This window comes from Staphylococcus gallinarum, from assembly GCF_029774255.1.
GTDB lineage: Bacteria > Bacillota > Bacilli > Staphylococcales > Staphylococcaceae > Staphylococcus > Staphylococcus gallinarum.
Genome location: NZ_CP069082.1, coordinates 260,924 through 278,049, shown reverse-complemented (window position 1 = coordinate 278,049; position 17,126 = coordinate 260,924). Strand labels below are relative to the sequence as shown.

Genomic DNA, 17,126 nt, shown 5'->3' with positions numbered 1-17,126 from the left:
ATTCCTCCTATTTCTGTCCGTAATAAGCATTTTCGCCATGCTTTCTTTCATAATGTTTATTTAAAATCTCTTCTGGTAGCGCTTTCGCATATGCGTTTAATTGTTGCGTAAATAAATTCATTTTACATACTTCTTCTAAAACAACTGCATTCATCACTGCATGTTCACAATCTTTCGCCCACACAAAAGGCGCGTGCCCTTGTAATAAAACAGCTGGAACTGCATTTGGATCAATATTTCGTTCTTTGAATGTTTCAACAATGACATTTCCAGTTTCATACTCATAATCTCTGTTAATTTCACTTGCTGTTAAAAATCTTGCACATGGGACTGAACCATAAAACGTATCTGCATGTGTCGTCCCCATTGCCGGTACATCTAACCCTGCTTGAGCCCAAATTGTCGCCCAAGGAGAATGTGTGTGTACAACACTGCCTATATTTGGAAATGATTTGTACAATACTGCATGTGTAGGCATATCTGATGATGGTCTCAAATCGCCTTCAACGATTTCACAATCTAGATTACAAACCACCATGTCTTCAGGTTTCATTTGAGCATAATCAACACCACTCGGTTTTATGACAAACAGTTGCGTTTCAGGGTCAAATCCACTGACATTTCCCCAAGTGTATTTAATTAAACCTCTCTCTGGTAACTCTAAATTCGCTTTATATACTTCTTGTTTTAATTTTTCTAACATTCGCTTCACCTTCTAAATAATGTGATAATTGTCGCTCAATAGGTAATCCTTTTATAGTCTTATCGATATAGGTATCAAAGTTTTCAACTGCTTGCGCAGAAGGTTCAATTGTCGTTTCATCTATATTGGAAAACACAAAATCATCTAGAAATTGTGACAATGTCATATCTTTATTGATAGTTGCAAATTTTGCCAATACACTAATGCCCCAAGCACCACCTTCACTCGCTTGATTCATCACTGTAATCGGGGCATCCATAGCTGCACTTAATACTGATTGTGCAATACGCTCTGTTTTGAAAATGCCGCCATGCGCAATTAATTTATTAATTGAAATATTTTCATTTGCTTTTAATAAATCCATGCCAATTTTTAATGTACTAAAGGCACTAAACAATTGTGTTTGCATGAAATTTGCAAGCGTAAAATGATGATTCGGCTCTCTTACGAATAGCGGGTATCCCTCTTCAACTTTGGTAATATTTTCACCGGAGACATATCCATACGACAATAATCCACCTAAGTCATCATCACTTTTTTCAGATTCTTTTAACATTTGTCCGTACAAATCATCTGATGAAAAACGCACTCCCATAGTTTCAAGAACTTGTTCAAATAAATTCATCCACGCATTTATTTCAGAAGTACAGTTATTGGTATGAATCATGGCTACTTCACTACTTGAAGGTGTTGCAACGATATCCACTTCTGGATATACATTTTTCAAAGATTGTTCTAAGACTATCATGGCAAATGCACTTGTTCCTGCTGAAATATTACCTGAACGTGGTGTAACAGCGTTAGTAGCTACCATCCCTGTACCAGCATCACCTTCAGGTGGACACATAACACAGCCACTTTCTAAATTGCCATCAGGATCCAACAATCTTGCACCTTCATCTGTTAAATATCCAGCATTGTCACCTGCAACTTTAATTTTTGGTAATAAATCAATAACTGCTTTATGAAATCCTTCTGTATTGAATAATATATCTGCCTCTTCTAATAAGTCTGTTCTGTATGCTTGTTGCCCAACATCTACCGGAAACATCCCTGAAGCATCTCCTATGCCTAATACCTTTTCTCCCGTCAAATACCAGTGAATATAGCCTGCTAATGTCGTAATATAATTCACTTGATTTACGTGAGATTCTTTATCTATAACCGCTTGATATAAATGTGCGATACTCCATCTTTCTGGGATATTATAGTTAAATGCTGTTCTCAAAATTTTTGCCGCTTCAACCGTGTTGCCATTTCTCCAAGTTCTAAATGGAACTAACAGATCCTCATGTTCATCGAATGCCAAATATCCATGCATCATTGCACTAATACCAAGGCTATTAATTTTGCGTATAGTTATATCAAACTTGTCTTTTAAATTTTTTGCCATATCTTGATAACTTTGTTGTAATCCAACCCAAATATCATTTACTGAATAGGTCCAATAGCCATCTATATAATTGTTCTCCCATTCAAAGCTACCTGTTGCTAATGTGTTAAATTGCGCATCAATTGCTATCGTCTTAATACGAGTTGAACCTAGCTCAATACCAATAGACAACTCAGAACTATCGGTTATATTAGTAGGATTTTGCATTGCAAACACCTCTTTTGTAATCGTTTTCAAATAAATCATAAAGTATTTGTCCGTACATGTCAATATATTATAATTTTTGTCCGTATATATTAATTGGTGTAATCCTTTTATACAAATTCTTACAATATCTAATTCAAAAGATTTATCCCTTAGTTTTGTAGGGGCAACCTAAATTATTTGAACCACCTACCTAAATCCTTGGCCTGTGTCTTGGTCTCGCTCCTCATTTCTTATTATCCTATTCGTTCAGGTGTCTCAATTTCAATTCGTAGACCATACAAGTGACTGTTATATGAAATAAAAAAAAGAGCCAAATTCCGTTATATGGATTGGCTCTGTCGTTATTTAAAGATACTCGATACTATAAGTATAGTTATACCACTCAACTAAACGCATTGCATCGTATCATTCGCTATATATGATTTACTTTACGGAACTTCTTTCTATAATATAGGTATCTAATAGTTCTGAAGGTTGTACCTTACCTGTTTCAATTGTATTCAATACCCAATTAGCTGCTTTCTCTCCTAATAGTTCTTGAGGGTGGGATGTCGTTGTTAAATCAACATCTTCTAATTTGCTCAATACTGAGTTATCTTCCCCCACAATAGACATATCATTTGGAATGGCAATACCTAGTTTTTCTAATTTTTTCATAATGTAATATGCGATTTGGTCATTGTAACACACCACAGCCGAAGCTTGTATTTGCTTCGATACCACGTGTTCCACAAATTGATCTAACACAGATAATTTACTTTCTGTATCATACGTATAAATATATTCACTCTTAAAGACTTTGTTACAATTTTCAAAGGCATTAAAATAACCTTTCATCCTTAACTTACCTTGATTGTCATCTATCTTGGTAATTAAAGCGATATCCTCATGTCCCTTATCTATAAGATATTTCGTTGCAAGATGTCCTGACTTAATATCATCAATAGCAATATAGGGTAAGTTCAATTCTTCATATTGCGCATTAATAGATAATATCGGAATATTACGTTGTTTAAATAAGGAATAATACGATAAGTTCGGATTGTAGACATTACTTTTCGTAGGTTCAACAATGAGACCTTTGATACCTTGATTTAACATCATCTCTAAACATTGACGCTCGTCAGCATGATTATTGTTCGTGCTTGCTAATATTAATGAGTAACCATTCTCTCTCAATACTGTTTCGATACCTCGTATGATACTCGGAAATATATAATCTGATAAATAGGTTACAATTAATCCAATCTTCTTAGCATTATGGTTCGTTTCCGAATTTAAAAATTCATAACTTACATATGAACCAGAACCTTTTCTCTTATTTATATAACCATCTGCAACTAATAATTCCATTGCTTGACGTATCGTATATCGGCTCACACTATATCGATGCTGGAAATCCTTTTCAGTAGGTAATAATGATCCTACTTGGAATTCTTTACTAATAATTTTATTTTTAATCTCATCTGCTATCACTTGATATTTAGGCTTATTCATAAAATACAATCTCCTAGTTCTAACGATATATGCTTAATCATTGTTAGTATATCATATAAAAGTTAAATTCAATTTATCGCAAAAGTAAGATGTTTACTTGGTATTTGTTACTTAATGATTATCCAAGCGTACAAGTCATGACTTACTATATGTTTCCATAACGTTGCGATAAATTTTTGATTTTTTGTAACTACTTAAATTTGCATGTTTTGTTACATCATACAAATTCTTTCTTACCTCTTCTAATAATCCTTGATAAGTCTTAATTGTCAGTACAATGATGGGCTCTATATCATCGTCAAATAAATACAAGTGATCCAAAATATATGAGAAATTCCGTTCTATCAGTTTCGCATAACTTTCCCATAAATGTGCGTAGTTAGGGGTTACGCCGTTATAATAAATTGAATCCAAATCAACATTGTAGTATTCCAACTTTTCAATACTTATATAGATTTTACCATTGCTATAGTCCTTGCCTACATTTCTTAATATTTTAGTCAATTGGAGGGCCTTTCCTAAAGCAATACTCATCGCATTTACTTCTGCTACCTTAGTTGCTTCAATTTGTGATTGAGTAAAAATAGGATTAAGCAATTCTCCAATAACACCACTTACACCATAGCAGTATTGCTCTAATTGCTGATCAGTGTCATTTGCAGAAAATACAAAATCATCTTCAACTGTTTGGATAAATGTCTCTAAAGAGGATCTTGGCAAATTATATAAATGTATCGTCTGTGCCAATGCTTTCATTATTTTTGTATTACTATGAAACTTTTTAGTCTCCCCATTATAAATTTGTTGGACATCTTGCTTGATTTTATTTAAATATTCTATATCTTTATGCACCTTGATACTTTCGTCTACGTTATGATAAAGTGCATAAATCGACCATAGCGCATTACGCTTTTCAGTTGATAAATTTTCAAAAGCATTCGCAAATGTCTTTGTATAATTTTTCATTATCTTTTGACAATATTTATACTCTTTTTCTAAGTTCCCCATATTTACACACCTTATATTTAATATCTTTATATGCTCATCAGATGTTGTATTTTAAGCAGTAATCACCAAATGTTATGTACTATTTTATTGTTATATTAATTACATTTACCCGTTTTCATTTTGATTATGTGTAGCTATGAATCAATCTATTACTTATATGTCGCATATGATATCACAATGATACACTTATTATAAAAATAACGCGTTCAAGGCATTAATTCATCCTTAAACGCGTTAAATTTTAATTTAATTGATATTAATTTACAAATGTGAACATGTCACTTAACTTTTTAGCGGCGCCTTCTGTAAACATGCGCTCTAAGTTGTCTTGAGAATCTTGCGCACTACTTTTAGATACTTTATTCATCTCTTGTTCATATTGTTTAGCTACTGTCATTTTATCAGTGTGCTCGTCTAGAGATTTCACAAATAAATAAGCATCATACAATGCCATATTTACACCTTCACCAGCAAATGGACTCATCAAATGTGCGGCATCTCCAATTAGTGTAATAGATTGATTTGTTTCCCATTTAAAGCCAATAGGTAATCTATATATTCTTCTAAACAAGATATTATTGCTCATATTTTTAATATAATTTAATAATTGCTCATCCCACTGTTCGAAGTCACTCAGCAAACGTGCTTTCAATTCATCGTGCGACATTTGTTTATAATCTTCTAATTCAGCTTCTGCCATTCTGTAAGATACATAAACTTTAATGCTGTCATCACCATTTAATTGTGCTAACAAACCTTTATCTTGGTCTAAAGCCATCATTTTTCCATTCTTATTGTATTGTAACAACTGCGGGTAGTGTTGGCTCACTTCTTCAACGTTAATCTCCACCATGCTAATACCTGTATATTCTATATCTACATCAGATAAATAAGGTCTCACTTTAGAAAATGCACCATCAGAACCAATCACATAGTCAAATTGTTCTTGGTAGCCATTAGAAAAAGTAACTTCACATTTGCTATCAGCAAATTGCTTTAGACTTTCAAACTGATAGCCATACTTAATTGCTGATGGATCAATGTGACTACGAATTAAATCACATAGCACTCCACGATCAATTTCAGGTCGATCACCTTGACCATCTGCATCGTCTTCATAATATACTTTACCAGTTGCATCGACAATCTTTGTATCTTCACCTTCAAATCGCGCAAGCTTATTAAATTCATCAATAAGCCCCGCTTCCTTCAGAGGTATTTGTCCTGTATCCCCATGTATATCTAATGACCCACCTTGCGACTGATGATTTTGACCATTAGATTTTTCAAAAATAGTAAACTGATAACCACGTTGTTGAAGTAACAGTCCTAGCATTAAACCGCCAGGACCTCCACCAATAATTGCAATACGATTCATTTTGTATTCCCCACTTACAAATATTTAGATTTAATATAAATCTTCAAGTTCTTTCTTCGTACGTTCGACAAATTCATTAAATTTGCGTTTTTTCTCTTCCTCGTTAAATGACTCTTTACTCTTGAGCATAAACGTTCTAAATAAATCCTGTAATTGTGCTCTAGATTCTTGCATTTTGTCAAAATCCATATGCTTTAATTGTTCTAATCGAGTCAACATTGCATCATTCATATTTTCATTTAAGAACGTTTGTCCCTCTTCAGTAATCGTATACACTTTCTTCTTACCATCTTTCGAAATTGATACAAACTCTCTATCTTCTAGCATTTGTAATATAGGATAAACTGATCCAGGACTAGGTGAATAGAATCCTTTAAACTGTTCTTCTAAATCTTTGATAATTTGATAACCATGCTTTGATTCTTGCTGCAACATTTTTAAAATTACAAACTGTAAATTACCTTTTTTGAAAAATCTTTCCTTACCCATTGCTGCCATTGCACGAGGATCAAATCCATCCATACCTCTACCAAAACCAAAATCTTCTCTATTCATCATCTTATGTGCAAAATGTGCGTGTCTTTTGTGAAAATGTCTTCTAAACATATTAATCTCCCTTTCTTATTTCGATATATCGAAATTATAAACGATATATCGAAATACGTCAACGATATATCATTATTTTTCTTTCTTTTTACACTAAATGATGTGCAAAACAGCGCAACCACGGTCTTTTGAATAAAATTTTTCAATAAAAATAGTCCTTAAATGAATAAACACATTTCATTTAAGGACCTAATATTTTAAATTACATGTCAGAATATATTGCTATTAAACAAACTACATTATCCAAAGAAATTGCTCGCTCTGTTTAACACAAGATGTGCTAGATTAACCATTTTGCTTTGCAAATGCTTTACCAATATCATTTAATTTTTCAGGGGCATCGTGCATACCCATCTTAACTTCAATGACATGCATACGATTAGGTTGCAGATTAATTTCATTGAAAGCATGTTGTAAACTCACACTTGAGTCAACTTCGTGTACTGATACGGTTTCGTTACCACCAAAGACACTAGGCAATGCTTTATAATCCCACATTGGTATATCGTTATACAACGCATTTTCACCATGAATTTTACGCTCAACAGTATAGCCATCATTATTTATAATAAATATGACTGGTTTCAACTGTAGTCTAATCATCGTTGCCATTTCCTGTACTGTTAATTGTAGCGATCCATCACCAATTAACAATACATTTCGTCGTTCTCCATCAGCTAATTGTGAACCTAAAGTTGCTGGTAAAGTATAACCAATTGATCCCCATAAAGGTTGACCAATAAATTTATTCGTTTTCGTTAATGCTAAATCATAGGCACCAAAGAAAGATGTTCCTTGTTCTGCAATCACTACATCATCACGATTTAAAAAATCTTGCATCATTTTAAAATATGTTTGTTGTGTTAACGGTGTATCATCTAATACATCATCATTTGGCACTGGCTTTTTAAACATAGGATAATCTCCATTGAAGTGAAAATCTATGCGCTGTAAACCTATTAATAAATCTTGTAAAGCTACATTATCATCTCGTGTTTCGTTCATTTTAAAGTTACGATGATTTAACATAATTACATCATCTATATCAAATTGATATGAAAATCCTGCCGTTGCAGAATCTGTTAGCTTAGCACCGATATTTAATATCGCATCACTATGATCCACATAGTATTTAATACGTTCCTCAGCAATTGAACCATCATAAATGCCCATATAATATGGACTCTCCTCATTAAAAGCACCTTTACCCAATGATAATTGGGCAACTGGAATACCCGTCTGATTAACAAATTGTTCTAATAATTCATGCAAACCGAAACTATTAATCTCGTGTCCTGTAATAATCACTGGTCGTTCCGCACTATTTAATTTCGCTTGAACCATGTCGATATATTGAGAAACATCAGCAGGTTTGCTCATTTTATAGTGATAATCTTCCATCACTTCAATCTCTTTTGCTGCAACATCAATTGGTAAATGTATGTGTACAGGTCTACTTTCAGTTAATGCGGCATTGATAACTCTTGGAATTTCCAATTGTGCATTATCCTCTGTAATATATGCTTGTGTAGTCGTGATTGGTTCATACATTTTGCGATAATCATCAAAGTTACCTTCACCTAATGAGTGATGCACATATTTCCCTGCTTGTTCCACTGCTTGTGTAGGGGCGCCCGTAATTTGAATGACTGGCACACGTTCTGCAAATGCACCCGCAATACCATTAACAGCACTCAGCTCGCCAACACCAAATGTAGTTACCATTGCACTAATGCCTTTCATTCTAGCATAACCATCAGCAGCGTAACTCGCGTTTAATTCATTCGTATTACCTATCCATTCCATATCCGTTCTACCGATAATATCATCTAAAAACGTTAAATTAAAATCTCCCGGAACACCAAAAACTTTATCCACGCCAACATTACTTAAACAGTCCATTAAATATTGTCCAATACGTCTTCTCATAATTCATTTCCCCTTTTTATCTATATTGAATTACACTTCCAAAATAATAAAAATGAAACAAAAGGTCAACTATATTGACTTATTTAAATTGTGAAACTTTTTATTTTGCACTTATCATTTATCAATAAGCAATGAACTATAATCATTGCCAATTTACCTAGCACTGGAGTAATAAAAAATGATCACTGATGTTTATTTCAACATCAATGATCATTCTATCTTTAAAAATGTGATAATAAGCATTTTATTGGCTGACATCCTACAATATTCCAATATGTAATGGTGGATCTGTAAACCCCTATATTTACCAATAATGCCAACTTATTAATATTTGGACTGTATATTTAGACAGACATGCTTATCTCTCAAGTAGATTAACTTTAATTTATCACGTATGACATTGACAATTTACAATGTAATCATACTTGAATTTACCTTTAAACCATGGGTTAGTGTGCGATAGCATTAGTCTTTATCAAAATCATCTTTGAGATGTTTAATATCTGCGTATCCTTGTCTATGAGAAGCAAATTCTTCCATGATAGCGTACCAATCATTCCCGACCTTTTTTTGAATATCTTGAAATAAATCATTTTGCGCTTTATTTAATTCTCTGACCAATTTTGTTCCTTTATCCGTAGCATATAATGCTTTAACACGCTTATCATGTTCCGTTTGTTTCTCTATAATATATGCTTCGTCTTTTAACTTTTTCAAAGCAGCATGGCTACCCTGTTTAGAGATTTCCATACTTTTCAATAAATCCTTTATAGTAATCCCCGGTACTTTATCTATGAAAAATAAGAATCTATGATGTTGACGATTCAATCCATAAGCCTCAATAATTTCATCAGCTGTATTGATAAATGTTTTATAAGCAAAATAAAACAACAGATTCTCATAATCATTATTATTTTCTTGCATGGCTTACCTTCCTTTTAATTCAATATTTCTTCTTATTTATATTATGCCATCTATCAAACTATTTTGGTCTCCATTTTATAATCACATCATTGTTCAGTCCTATAAAAACAAAAAAGACTAACATAAGACATTTCAAATGTTAGTCACCATTATTTTCGCTTTACATAATAAAAATACACTGATTCTATCGTTATGACAATATGATTTTTTCACGTTTTTCTAGATTTGTAAGTTTATCCATCAAAATCGAAAGATAAAGTACACAAAAATCATTTAAAATTACAATAATGAACATGTTATTTTATTTAAATCTTCATCTTTTAACCCGTTATTCATTTCTTGTTTTATCTCTGGAGTAATTTCCGTTTCAATTAATTCCTTATAAAGTGTCTTATTTTTTGTAGTAATAACATATAAGAAATGTGTATGGTTTGTGAGACACCTGAGGGAGTAGGATGCGTGTCTTGACCGAGGAGCGACCTAGCCTCTATATATGTGAACAATAACAAGCCCATCAAAGATTTTGATCTTTGATGGGCTTCATGCTGGGATTGATGTCCCAGACGCTTCAATATTTAACAACGTATAATACACAATGCGTTGTTAAATTTTAATTATGCAAATTATTGTTTTTTGTCTGAATCAATTTTATCTGAGAATTTATTTAACTGTTTCTCAGCAAATGATTTACCGCCGATACCGAATGCGATAGCAAATGCTACAGCAACAGCACCTAGGATTAATAAGAACGCAACATTAACAATGCTTTGCGCAAAGTTTAATTGATCTAAAGTCATGAATACAGAAACAATAATCACTAAATACTTAACAATTTCAGCTAACATTGCGTTACCTGTTGATTTATTAATCAATTTAGAGATTAAATTGCCGCCAATTAAACCTAATGCTAAGATAATCACTGCTGAAATAACTAATGGTAAATAACCAATGATTGCTTCACCAATTTTATTTAACACTGATAAATTAACTGTATTCAAAGCTTGTACAGTGAAGAATAAACCAATTAGCGCTGTAATAACCCAGCCTGTTGCAGTTGGTATATCAATGCTGTCTTTATTTTCGCCGAAATTAACATATTTATTAAAACGACTCACATTGAGACTACCTAGAATATTTTTCACTAATGTACCTAACACTTTGGCAATAAAAATACCTAATACCAATATAATGACAGCTACAATGATTTTAGGTGAGAAATTAAGTATACTACTCATCATACCTTTAATTGGTTTAGATACTGATTGCATATTCAATGAATCAAATACTGATGGTAGGAATAATAAGAATACTAAGAAATAAGCTAATTTACCGAATGTTTGAATAATACCTTCTGATTCAGATTTGCCCTTTCCAGCATCTACTAGACCTTTCTTTTGTAACCACTCTTCAAAACCAAGTGCACCTAATCCTTTTACTATAACTTTTTTAACAATAACTGCAATTATCCATGCAATTAGTAAGAATATTAATGCACCAATGATATTAGGGAGAAAGCTAATAATACTATCCACTACTCCCATCAAAGAACTTAATACTTTATTCATGATAATTCGCCTCCTTTTTTGTCAATTTACCCTAGTAAATTCTAAATAATCTTATTTTATATATTTTTTAGAAAAAACTTTTAAATTTAGTGATAAATTTCAGAGGAATTGTATTTCATGATTTGTAAGTGAATGAATTATAAAGAGCGATTTGAATTTTAATTATATATACATTTGAATCACATACACTTTTTATAAATGCTTAATCTTCAATAATATCGGCACCAGTTGCCCTTAATTGCTGAAGGCCATCTAGCATTTCATTGATTACATCATCACTGTGGCGTTCCCATGTTGCTAACTCTCCTACTATCTTCAAAGGTGCTTTCGACCGATAAGACCTTGTAGGATTCCCTGGAAACTTTTTATCCGTGACATTTGGATCATTCTCAAATTCACCTAACGGCTCAACAATATAAATACGTTCATCTTGAATTTCTGCTGTGTTAGAAAGCGCAACCGCTAACTCTGCACCCCATTTTGCCGCTTCCAAAGTAGCAGTGAAATAGATATGATTCATTATTCTATCTTGATAATTTGATTGTCTTTTGGGCACTAATAAATCACCAACATTTAATTGAGCTTTTGTTCCATGAAAAAACGGACCATTATCAATCACCGATTCAACTGTATTATTTGCCATCGCACAACACTCCCTCATTTTTATTCGATAATGAGTATAAAACGATTACGTAAAAACTAATAGCCTTTTTCTCAAACAAATTTTAGCGTATAATGAAAGCAAAGGTAATCATAAATATTCAATGCTTGCATCTTAATTTAGTACATCATTACATATTATTTTATAAAAATAACCCTTAAATGAATGTTCAAATTCATCTAAGGGTTTTGTTACTAAATCTAACTAAATCTAACTAAATCGACTTAATTAAATTAACTAAATGCTGTTTCTGTCAAATACATCTATTCTTACAATCTTGTCATTAATCTCTTTCCAAATGTATCATCGCATCAGCTTTATCAGTAAAAATACCTGTAGCGCCCCAATTCGCAAGTTGATTGGCACGTTCTTTTTTATTTACTGTCCAAACATTCAAATCAAATCCTGCATTACGAATCATTTCAACACGATTTTGCGTCAACTTCGCATCTTCAATATTAACAATCTTAGATCCACAGAAATCCAAAATTGTTCGCCAATCTGCTTTAAAGGCAACCGCCTTAAATATAACTGCTCTACGGTACTGTGGCATGTATGTTTCCGCAAGCTTTAATAACGGTATGTTAAAGCTTGAAATCATCACATCAATGCCATCTTCAAGAGAAGCAAGTTTCTCAGCAACTTGTTGCACCATACTTTCAGACAAACGTGTTCCGTCCGGGCCAGAAACCCCCTTCAATTCAACATTTATATTCATATGCGTTTCATTGGCAAATGTAATCACATCATCAAATGTAGGAATCTTTTCATTTTCAAACTCCGTACTATGCCAACTGCCAGCTGAAGCAGATTTAATTTGGTCATATGCAACTTGCGTTATTTCACCCTTATGATTTGTAGTTCTCTCTAAAAAATCATCATGCACAATAATTAATTGTTCATCTTTCGTGATAGCTACATCTAATTCCACCCATTTCAAACCTCGTGTAGAAGCAGCTTCTTTGAATGAAGCAAGTGTATTTTCAGGTGCCTTACTCGGTAAACCTCTGTGACCATATATCGTAAACATAGATTCTACTCCTTCAATATATTATTTATAATCATGATAAACATGATAATACAAATAATCAAAATAAATGCGATTGCTTAGTTATCATATATACTAGATATAAATAAAGTACATTTATATCAAAAAGCGCAAGGATTGTTATAAACCTTGCGCTTTTTGAGTTATTTTCTTACTAATGCTAAAATACCTGCTACCAAAATTAAAATTCCAGATAAAATTCCGAAAAAGCCGATAAATATCATATTTAAAATTCCACCAATAATTAACAGAATCCCCATAACAATACGTTGTTTATTGATAATACAGCTTAGTATCAACGTGATAATACAGGTTAAGATTACAGCAGTTCCTAAGCCACCTATACTCGCACTATCTGCATCTCCAAATTCTGAACCAATTCCTCCAAGCATAATAGCGAATAGACCACCTAGAATTCCAAATACACTCCCCAGTATACCTAATATCATTTCCGCAACACGATTTGTTGGTCTCACATAATGATTATTGTTCATCTCACAATTCCTCCATTATTTAAATTTTTTATATCTCTTTATTCTGTAGTTTCTTTAGCATTTTCTTCAGGCATTTCACTATCATCAGCTGAAGTATCTTCACTTTCAGAGGATTCTTCCTCTTCTAATTCTTTCATGTCTTCCTCGTATTGCTTATCTATTTCATCCATTTCTTTTTCATATTCTTCTTCTTCACGCTGTAATTCTTCTTCTAGAGCTTTATCTTCTTCTTCTATTTGTTTGTCATATAATGCTTCTATACGATCTTCTAATTGTGTATATTCAATTTCTAAAACGTCATGATCCACATGATCCATCTTTTCTCCATCTGTTAAACTATTGTATTCATCAACTAAATCGTTATACATTTCCGCAGTATATGGTGTATCCTCACTTTCTGTATCCTCACTATCAAATGTATCTTCATCAGATGTATCTTCTGTTTCAACAGGTGTTGATGTTTGACTAACGTTTCCTTTATTTCCTTCTTTAATGTCAGATTTTTTAATTTTCCAACGCGCTTTTACACTTTCAAAGTTAGGGGTAGCATCCATTTCTAAAGTATACTCTTCACTATCTGGTACATCATATGTAATATAACCTGATGCAGTATTCCCTTTGTTTAATTGGTGAGTAAATCCATCATTTACATCTTCATTGCCAAACCATTCTTGATAGTTTTCATTATCCACTTTCATACTGAAATCAGTTGAATCCACTAACACCTGTTCATCATTGTTATTTTTAAACTTTAGATATACTTTAATTGCTTTTCCGTTTTCTGGTGCACTGTATTCATCATAATCATTTACAAATTCCACTTTTGTAACTTTTACATCAACACCATCAGCATCTATAACTTGTCCTATTTTAAAGTCCTTCATTTTCGAAGTTGCTTTAGCTTTATCAGATTTTCTCGAATTCTCTTCACTGTCCCTGTTATCGCTAGATGTATTTAAATTAATGTCACAGCCAGCTAACACAAAAATCCCCAAAACCATAATAATTAAAAATCTTTTCATTCAATCCCTCCACACATGTATGCATAACACCATCATATAATTTATTTAATCAACCTTCTATAATTCTATAATATTTTTAATTAAAATCAATATGTTTCCTTAAGATTTTTTAAAATTTTAATTATTTTCTCCATAATTAGTTAAAAAAATAAGCAGACCCATAGGTCTACTTATTTTCCTAACTAATTGTCACTATTCCCTACCACTCTATTTCACGCTTTGAAAATAGTCGATTAAACTTTTTCTAGTCTGATTGATAATCGGGACGGATTGGTTTTTAGTTTTATAACAGAGTCCAATTTTTCTATTAGCTACGTAGTCACTGATTGGTATTTGTTTTAAATTCGCAATTTGTATATTTCGTAAATGCGGTAAAATTGAAATCCCTAATCCTGAACTTATGAATGCCGCAATTGTTATCGTTTCATCTCCTTCAAAGTTAATTTCAGGAACAAAATCAAAATGCTTAAACAATTCATCAATCTGTTCTCTCAACACATAATTTTGCTTTAATAGTATGAACTTTTCATCGTATAAAGCTTTGATCGAAATCTGATCATGGTGCGCTAATGGATGTGTGTCATTTAACGTGATGTATAATTCCTCTTCTAACAGTGGTTCAAATTGAGTATTAGGTGTTATTTCAGATACTGTAGTAACGATGATATCCACTTCTCCATCATCTAACATTTCTAGCAATTTTTTGGCATGATTTTGAATTAATTTCAGACGTACCTTTGGAAATTTCTTTTTAAAGGCTTTCAGAAAATCTGAAATGTATGTCACACCTACTGAATGCAAGAAACCAATCGTCAATTTCCCACTTTCAATATTAGTATCATGTGCGACTTGATTCTTATATATTTCCATTTCTCCCACAATATTATTCGTTGTATATAAAAAGTCTATACCATACTGGTTCAGCTTCAACTTTCTTCCGATTCTATTAAATAGTGGCACACCTAATTCCTTTTCTAAGTTTTTAATAGCTCTACTTAATGCAGATTGACTTACATTTAAAATCTTCGCAGTTTCAGACATATTTTCTAATTTAGCTAACTGTTTAAAGTATTCAAAATGATGCCATTCCATTTTAAAGGCCCTCCCTTATGCTATAAACGCATAAGTTATATGATAATTATGCATTTTTTAAATCATTATATACATGCTACGATAAATCTATCAACTAAAAGTGAGGTAAATTTCATTGGATTATCAAACAAACAATTTCGTAGAAAAAGGGACTAAGGCATATGCAAAAATTATTATTGCACTCTTTATCTCCGGGTTCACTATTTTTTCAATTCTGTATAGTGTTCAACCACTTATACCTCATTTCACAAAATCATTTAATGTTAGTGAGACTGTAGCAAGTTTAGCTTTATCTGTCACAACATTAACACTAGCGCTTGCCATGCTATTTTTTGGTGCAATATCAGAGGTTATTGGTCGAAAGCCGATAATGATATTTTCTGTGATTTCAGTATCACTATTAGCGTTATTGCAATCATTTATTACAGATTTCAATGTGTTTCTAATTATTCGTTTTATCCAAGGCATTTGTTTAGCAGGTCTCCCTTCTATTGCTATGGCATATATCGGCGAAGAAGTATCAGCGCGAAGTCTCCCAGCAGCTATGGGTATTTATATTAGCGGAAATGCTTTCGGTGGCGCATTCGGTAGAATATTTACAGGTATCATATCCAGTATATATGGTTACCAAATCGGTTTATTGTCCATAGGCATTATCAGTGTCATTGCTGCAATTTTATTTTCATTTTTATTACCAACTTCACAACACTTTGAAAAGCAACGCTTTTCAATTACAGAATTACTCAAAAGTTATAGCCAACACCTTAAAAATGTTAGATTGTTGAAGCCATTTATGGTTGGTTTTCTATTATTGGGCTGTAATATAGCTGCTTTCAACTATATCAGCTTTGTCTTAGCTTCAAAGCCTTATCAATTACATGATACAATTATTAGCTTTATCTATTTATTATTTTTAATTGGCATGTTGTCCTCAATTCTAAATGCCAAATTACGCCGCGCATTAGGCACATTAAATGCATTAAAATTCAGTATTCTACTACTTATTGTTGGTATTTGGATTACATTGTTACCACCGCTTCCATTTAAAATACTTGGTCTCGCATTTAGTGTTTACGCCTTTTTTAGCGGTCATGCTATTGCCAGTGCAGTCGTTGCAGGTAGAGCAGAACATCATAAAGCTCAAGCCTCTAGTTTATACTTGCTGTTTTATTATATTGGTTCTTCAGTTGGTGGTACTTTAGCAGGTTATTTTTATGGTATGTTTCAATGGCCTGGCGTCGTCGCAATGATCACTATATTTATGGCAATTGCCTTTATCATTTCGATGACTATTAAACAGCGTTGATTATTCAATTATTAATTACTGTTCTGATTAAATTCCTAATAACCAATAGTTATATTTTTAGAAAAAGCATCGCAACGCTAACTATAATTTTTTTTAAAGCATCACAATGCTAATAAGTTTTTCTACAAAGCAACAAGAGAGCTCATCTTTCAAGGTGGGCTCTCTTACTTTCATATATATTATATTCTGTAACATTATCACTTTTCATTAATTGCACTTAGCTCACCTCGTTAGAAACTAACTTTTTTAAAAATCTTTTTTACGCCCTTTAATTTTCAGAAAAATAAGTATAA

The 17,126-nt window shown here is 32.5% G+C and carries 15 protein-coding genes; 1 reads left to right on the top strand and 14 read right to left on the bottom strand.

The window, feature by feature from the left end; genetic code table 11:
- Positions 1 to 7: 7 nt before the first annotated feature.
- The 14 genes from JN168_RS01130 to JN168_RS01065 form a co-directional block, all read right to left on the bottom strand.
- Positions 8 to 703, bottom strand: coding sequence for an L-ribulose-5-phosphate 4-epimerase (locus tag JN168_RS01130; RefSeq protein ID WP_042740496.1), 696 nt, complete (start codon positions 701 to 703; stop codon positions 8 to 10).
- Entirely contained in the window at positions 672 to 2,303 is a 1,632-nt protein-coding gene (locus tag JN168_RS01125) for a xylulokinase (RefSeq protein WP_279526089.1), read from the bottom strand. The genes JN168_RS01130 and JN168_RS01125 overlap by 32 nt, the downstream gene beginning before the upstream one ends.
- A gap of 423 nt (positions 2,304 to 2,726) precedes the next feature.
- Positions 2,727 to 3,800 carry a GntR family transcriptional regulator gene (locus JN168_RS01120; protein WP_229366480.1) on the bottom strand — a complete coding sequence of 358 codons (1,074 nt, stop codon included), beginning with the start codon at positions 3,798 to 3,800 and terminating at the stop codon, positions 2,727 to 2,729.
- A gap of 135 nt (positions 3,801 to 3,935) precedes the next feature.
- On the bottom strand, positions 3,936 to 4,808 hold the full coding sequence (locus JN168_RS01115) for a squalene/phytoene synthase family protein (RefSeq protein WP_279526088.1): 873 nt from the start codon (positions 4,806 to 4,808) through the stop codon (positions 3,936 to 3,938).
- Between the two features lie 256 nt (positions 4,809 to 5,064).
- Positions 5,065 to 6,186, bottom strand: a complete 1,122-nt coding sequence (locus JN168_RS01110) for an FAD-dependent oxidoreductase (RefSeq protein WP_279526087.1) — start codon at positions 6,184 to 6,186, stop codon at positions 5,065 to 5,067.
- 30 nt (positions 6,187 to 6,216) lie between these two features.
- The gene (locus JN168_RS01105; RefSeq protein ID WP_411841293.1) at positions 6,217 to 6,792 is read right to left on the bottom strand and encodes a PadR family transcriptional regulator; all 576 of its coding nucleotides are present in this window, start codon (positions 6,790 to 6,792) and stop codon (positions 6,217 to 6,219) included.
- 285 nt (positions 6,793 to 7,077) lie between these two features.
- Positions 7,078 to 8,721, bottom strand: coding sequence for an alpha-keto acid decarboxylase family protein (locus tag JN168_RS01100; RefSeq protein WP_279526086.1), 1,644 nt, complete (start codon positions 8,719 to 8,721; stop codon positions 7,078 to 7,080).
- A 465-nt stretch (positions 8,722 to 9,186) separates the two neighbouring features.
- The gene (locus JN168_RS01095) at positions 9,187 to 9,645 is read right to left on the bottom strand and encodes a MarR family winged helix-turn-helix transcriptional regulator (protein WP_279526085.1); all 459 of its coding nucleotides are present in this window, start codon (positions 9,643 to 9,645) and stop codon (positions 9,187 to 9,189) included.
- A 623-nt stretch (positions 9,646 to 10,268) separates the two neighbouring features.
- Positions 10,269 to 11,210, bottom strand: a complete 942-nt coding sequence (locus JN168_RS01090; protein WP_042740504.1) for a mechanosensitive ion channel — start codon at positions 11,208 to 11,210, stop codon at positions 10,269 to 10,271.
- 202 nt (positions 11,211 to 11,412) lie between these two features.
- Positions 11,413 to 11,853: an NAD(+)--rifampin ADP-ribosyltransferase gene (gene arr / locus JN168_RS01085; protein ID WP_042740505.1), complete on the bottom strand. Its 441-nt coding sequence runs from the start codon at positions 11,851 to 11,853 to the stop codon at positions 11,413 to 11,415.
- A 301-nt stretch (positions 11,854 to 12,154) separates the two neighbouring features.
- Positions 12,155 to 12,901 carry a glycerophosphodiester phosphodiesterase family protein gene (locus JN168_RS01080; protein ID WP_229366476.1) on the bottom strand — a complete coding sequence of 249 codons (747 nt, stop codon included), beginning with the start codon at positions 12,899 to 12,901 and terminating at the stop codon, positions 12,155 to 12,157.
- 161 nt (positions 12,902 to 13,062) lie between these two features.
- Complete coding sequence (locus tag JN168_RS01075; protein WP_229366475.1) at positions 13,063 to 13,413, bottom strand: DUF4064 domain-containing protein; 351 nt, start codon at positions 13,411 to 13,413, stop codon at positions 13,063 to 13,065.
- Positions 13,414 to 13,451: 38 nt separating this feature from the next.
- Positions 13,452 to 14,435, bottom strand: coding sequence for a DUF4352 domain-containing protein (locus JN168_RS01070; RefSeq protein ID WP_232139620.1), 984 nt, complete (start codon positions 14,433 to 14,435; stop codon positions 13,452 to 13,454).
- A 207-nt stretch (positions 14,436 to 14,642) separates the two neighbouring features.
- The gene (locus tag JN168_RS01065) at positions 14,643 to 15,527 is read right to left on the bottom strand and encodes a LysR family transcriptional regulator (RefSeq protein ID WP_229366472.1); all 885 of its coding nucleotides are present in this window, start codon (positions 15,525 to 15,527) and stop codon (positions 14,643 to 14,645) included.
- A gap of 115 nt (positions 15,528 to 15,642) precedes the next feature.
- Between JN168_RS01065 and JN168_RS01060 the strand changes: the two genes are divergently transcribed.
- On the top strand, positions 15,643 to 16,833 hold the full coding sequence (locus tag JN168_RS01060) for an MFS transporter (protein ID WP_229366471.1): 1,191 nt from the start codon (positions 15,643 to 15,645) through the stop codon (positions 16,831 to 16,833).
- Positions 16,834 to 17,126 lie beyond the last annotated feature (293 nt).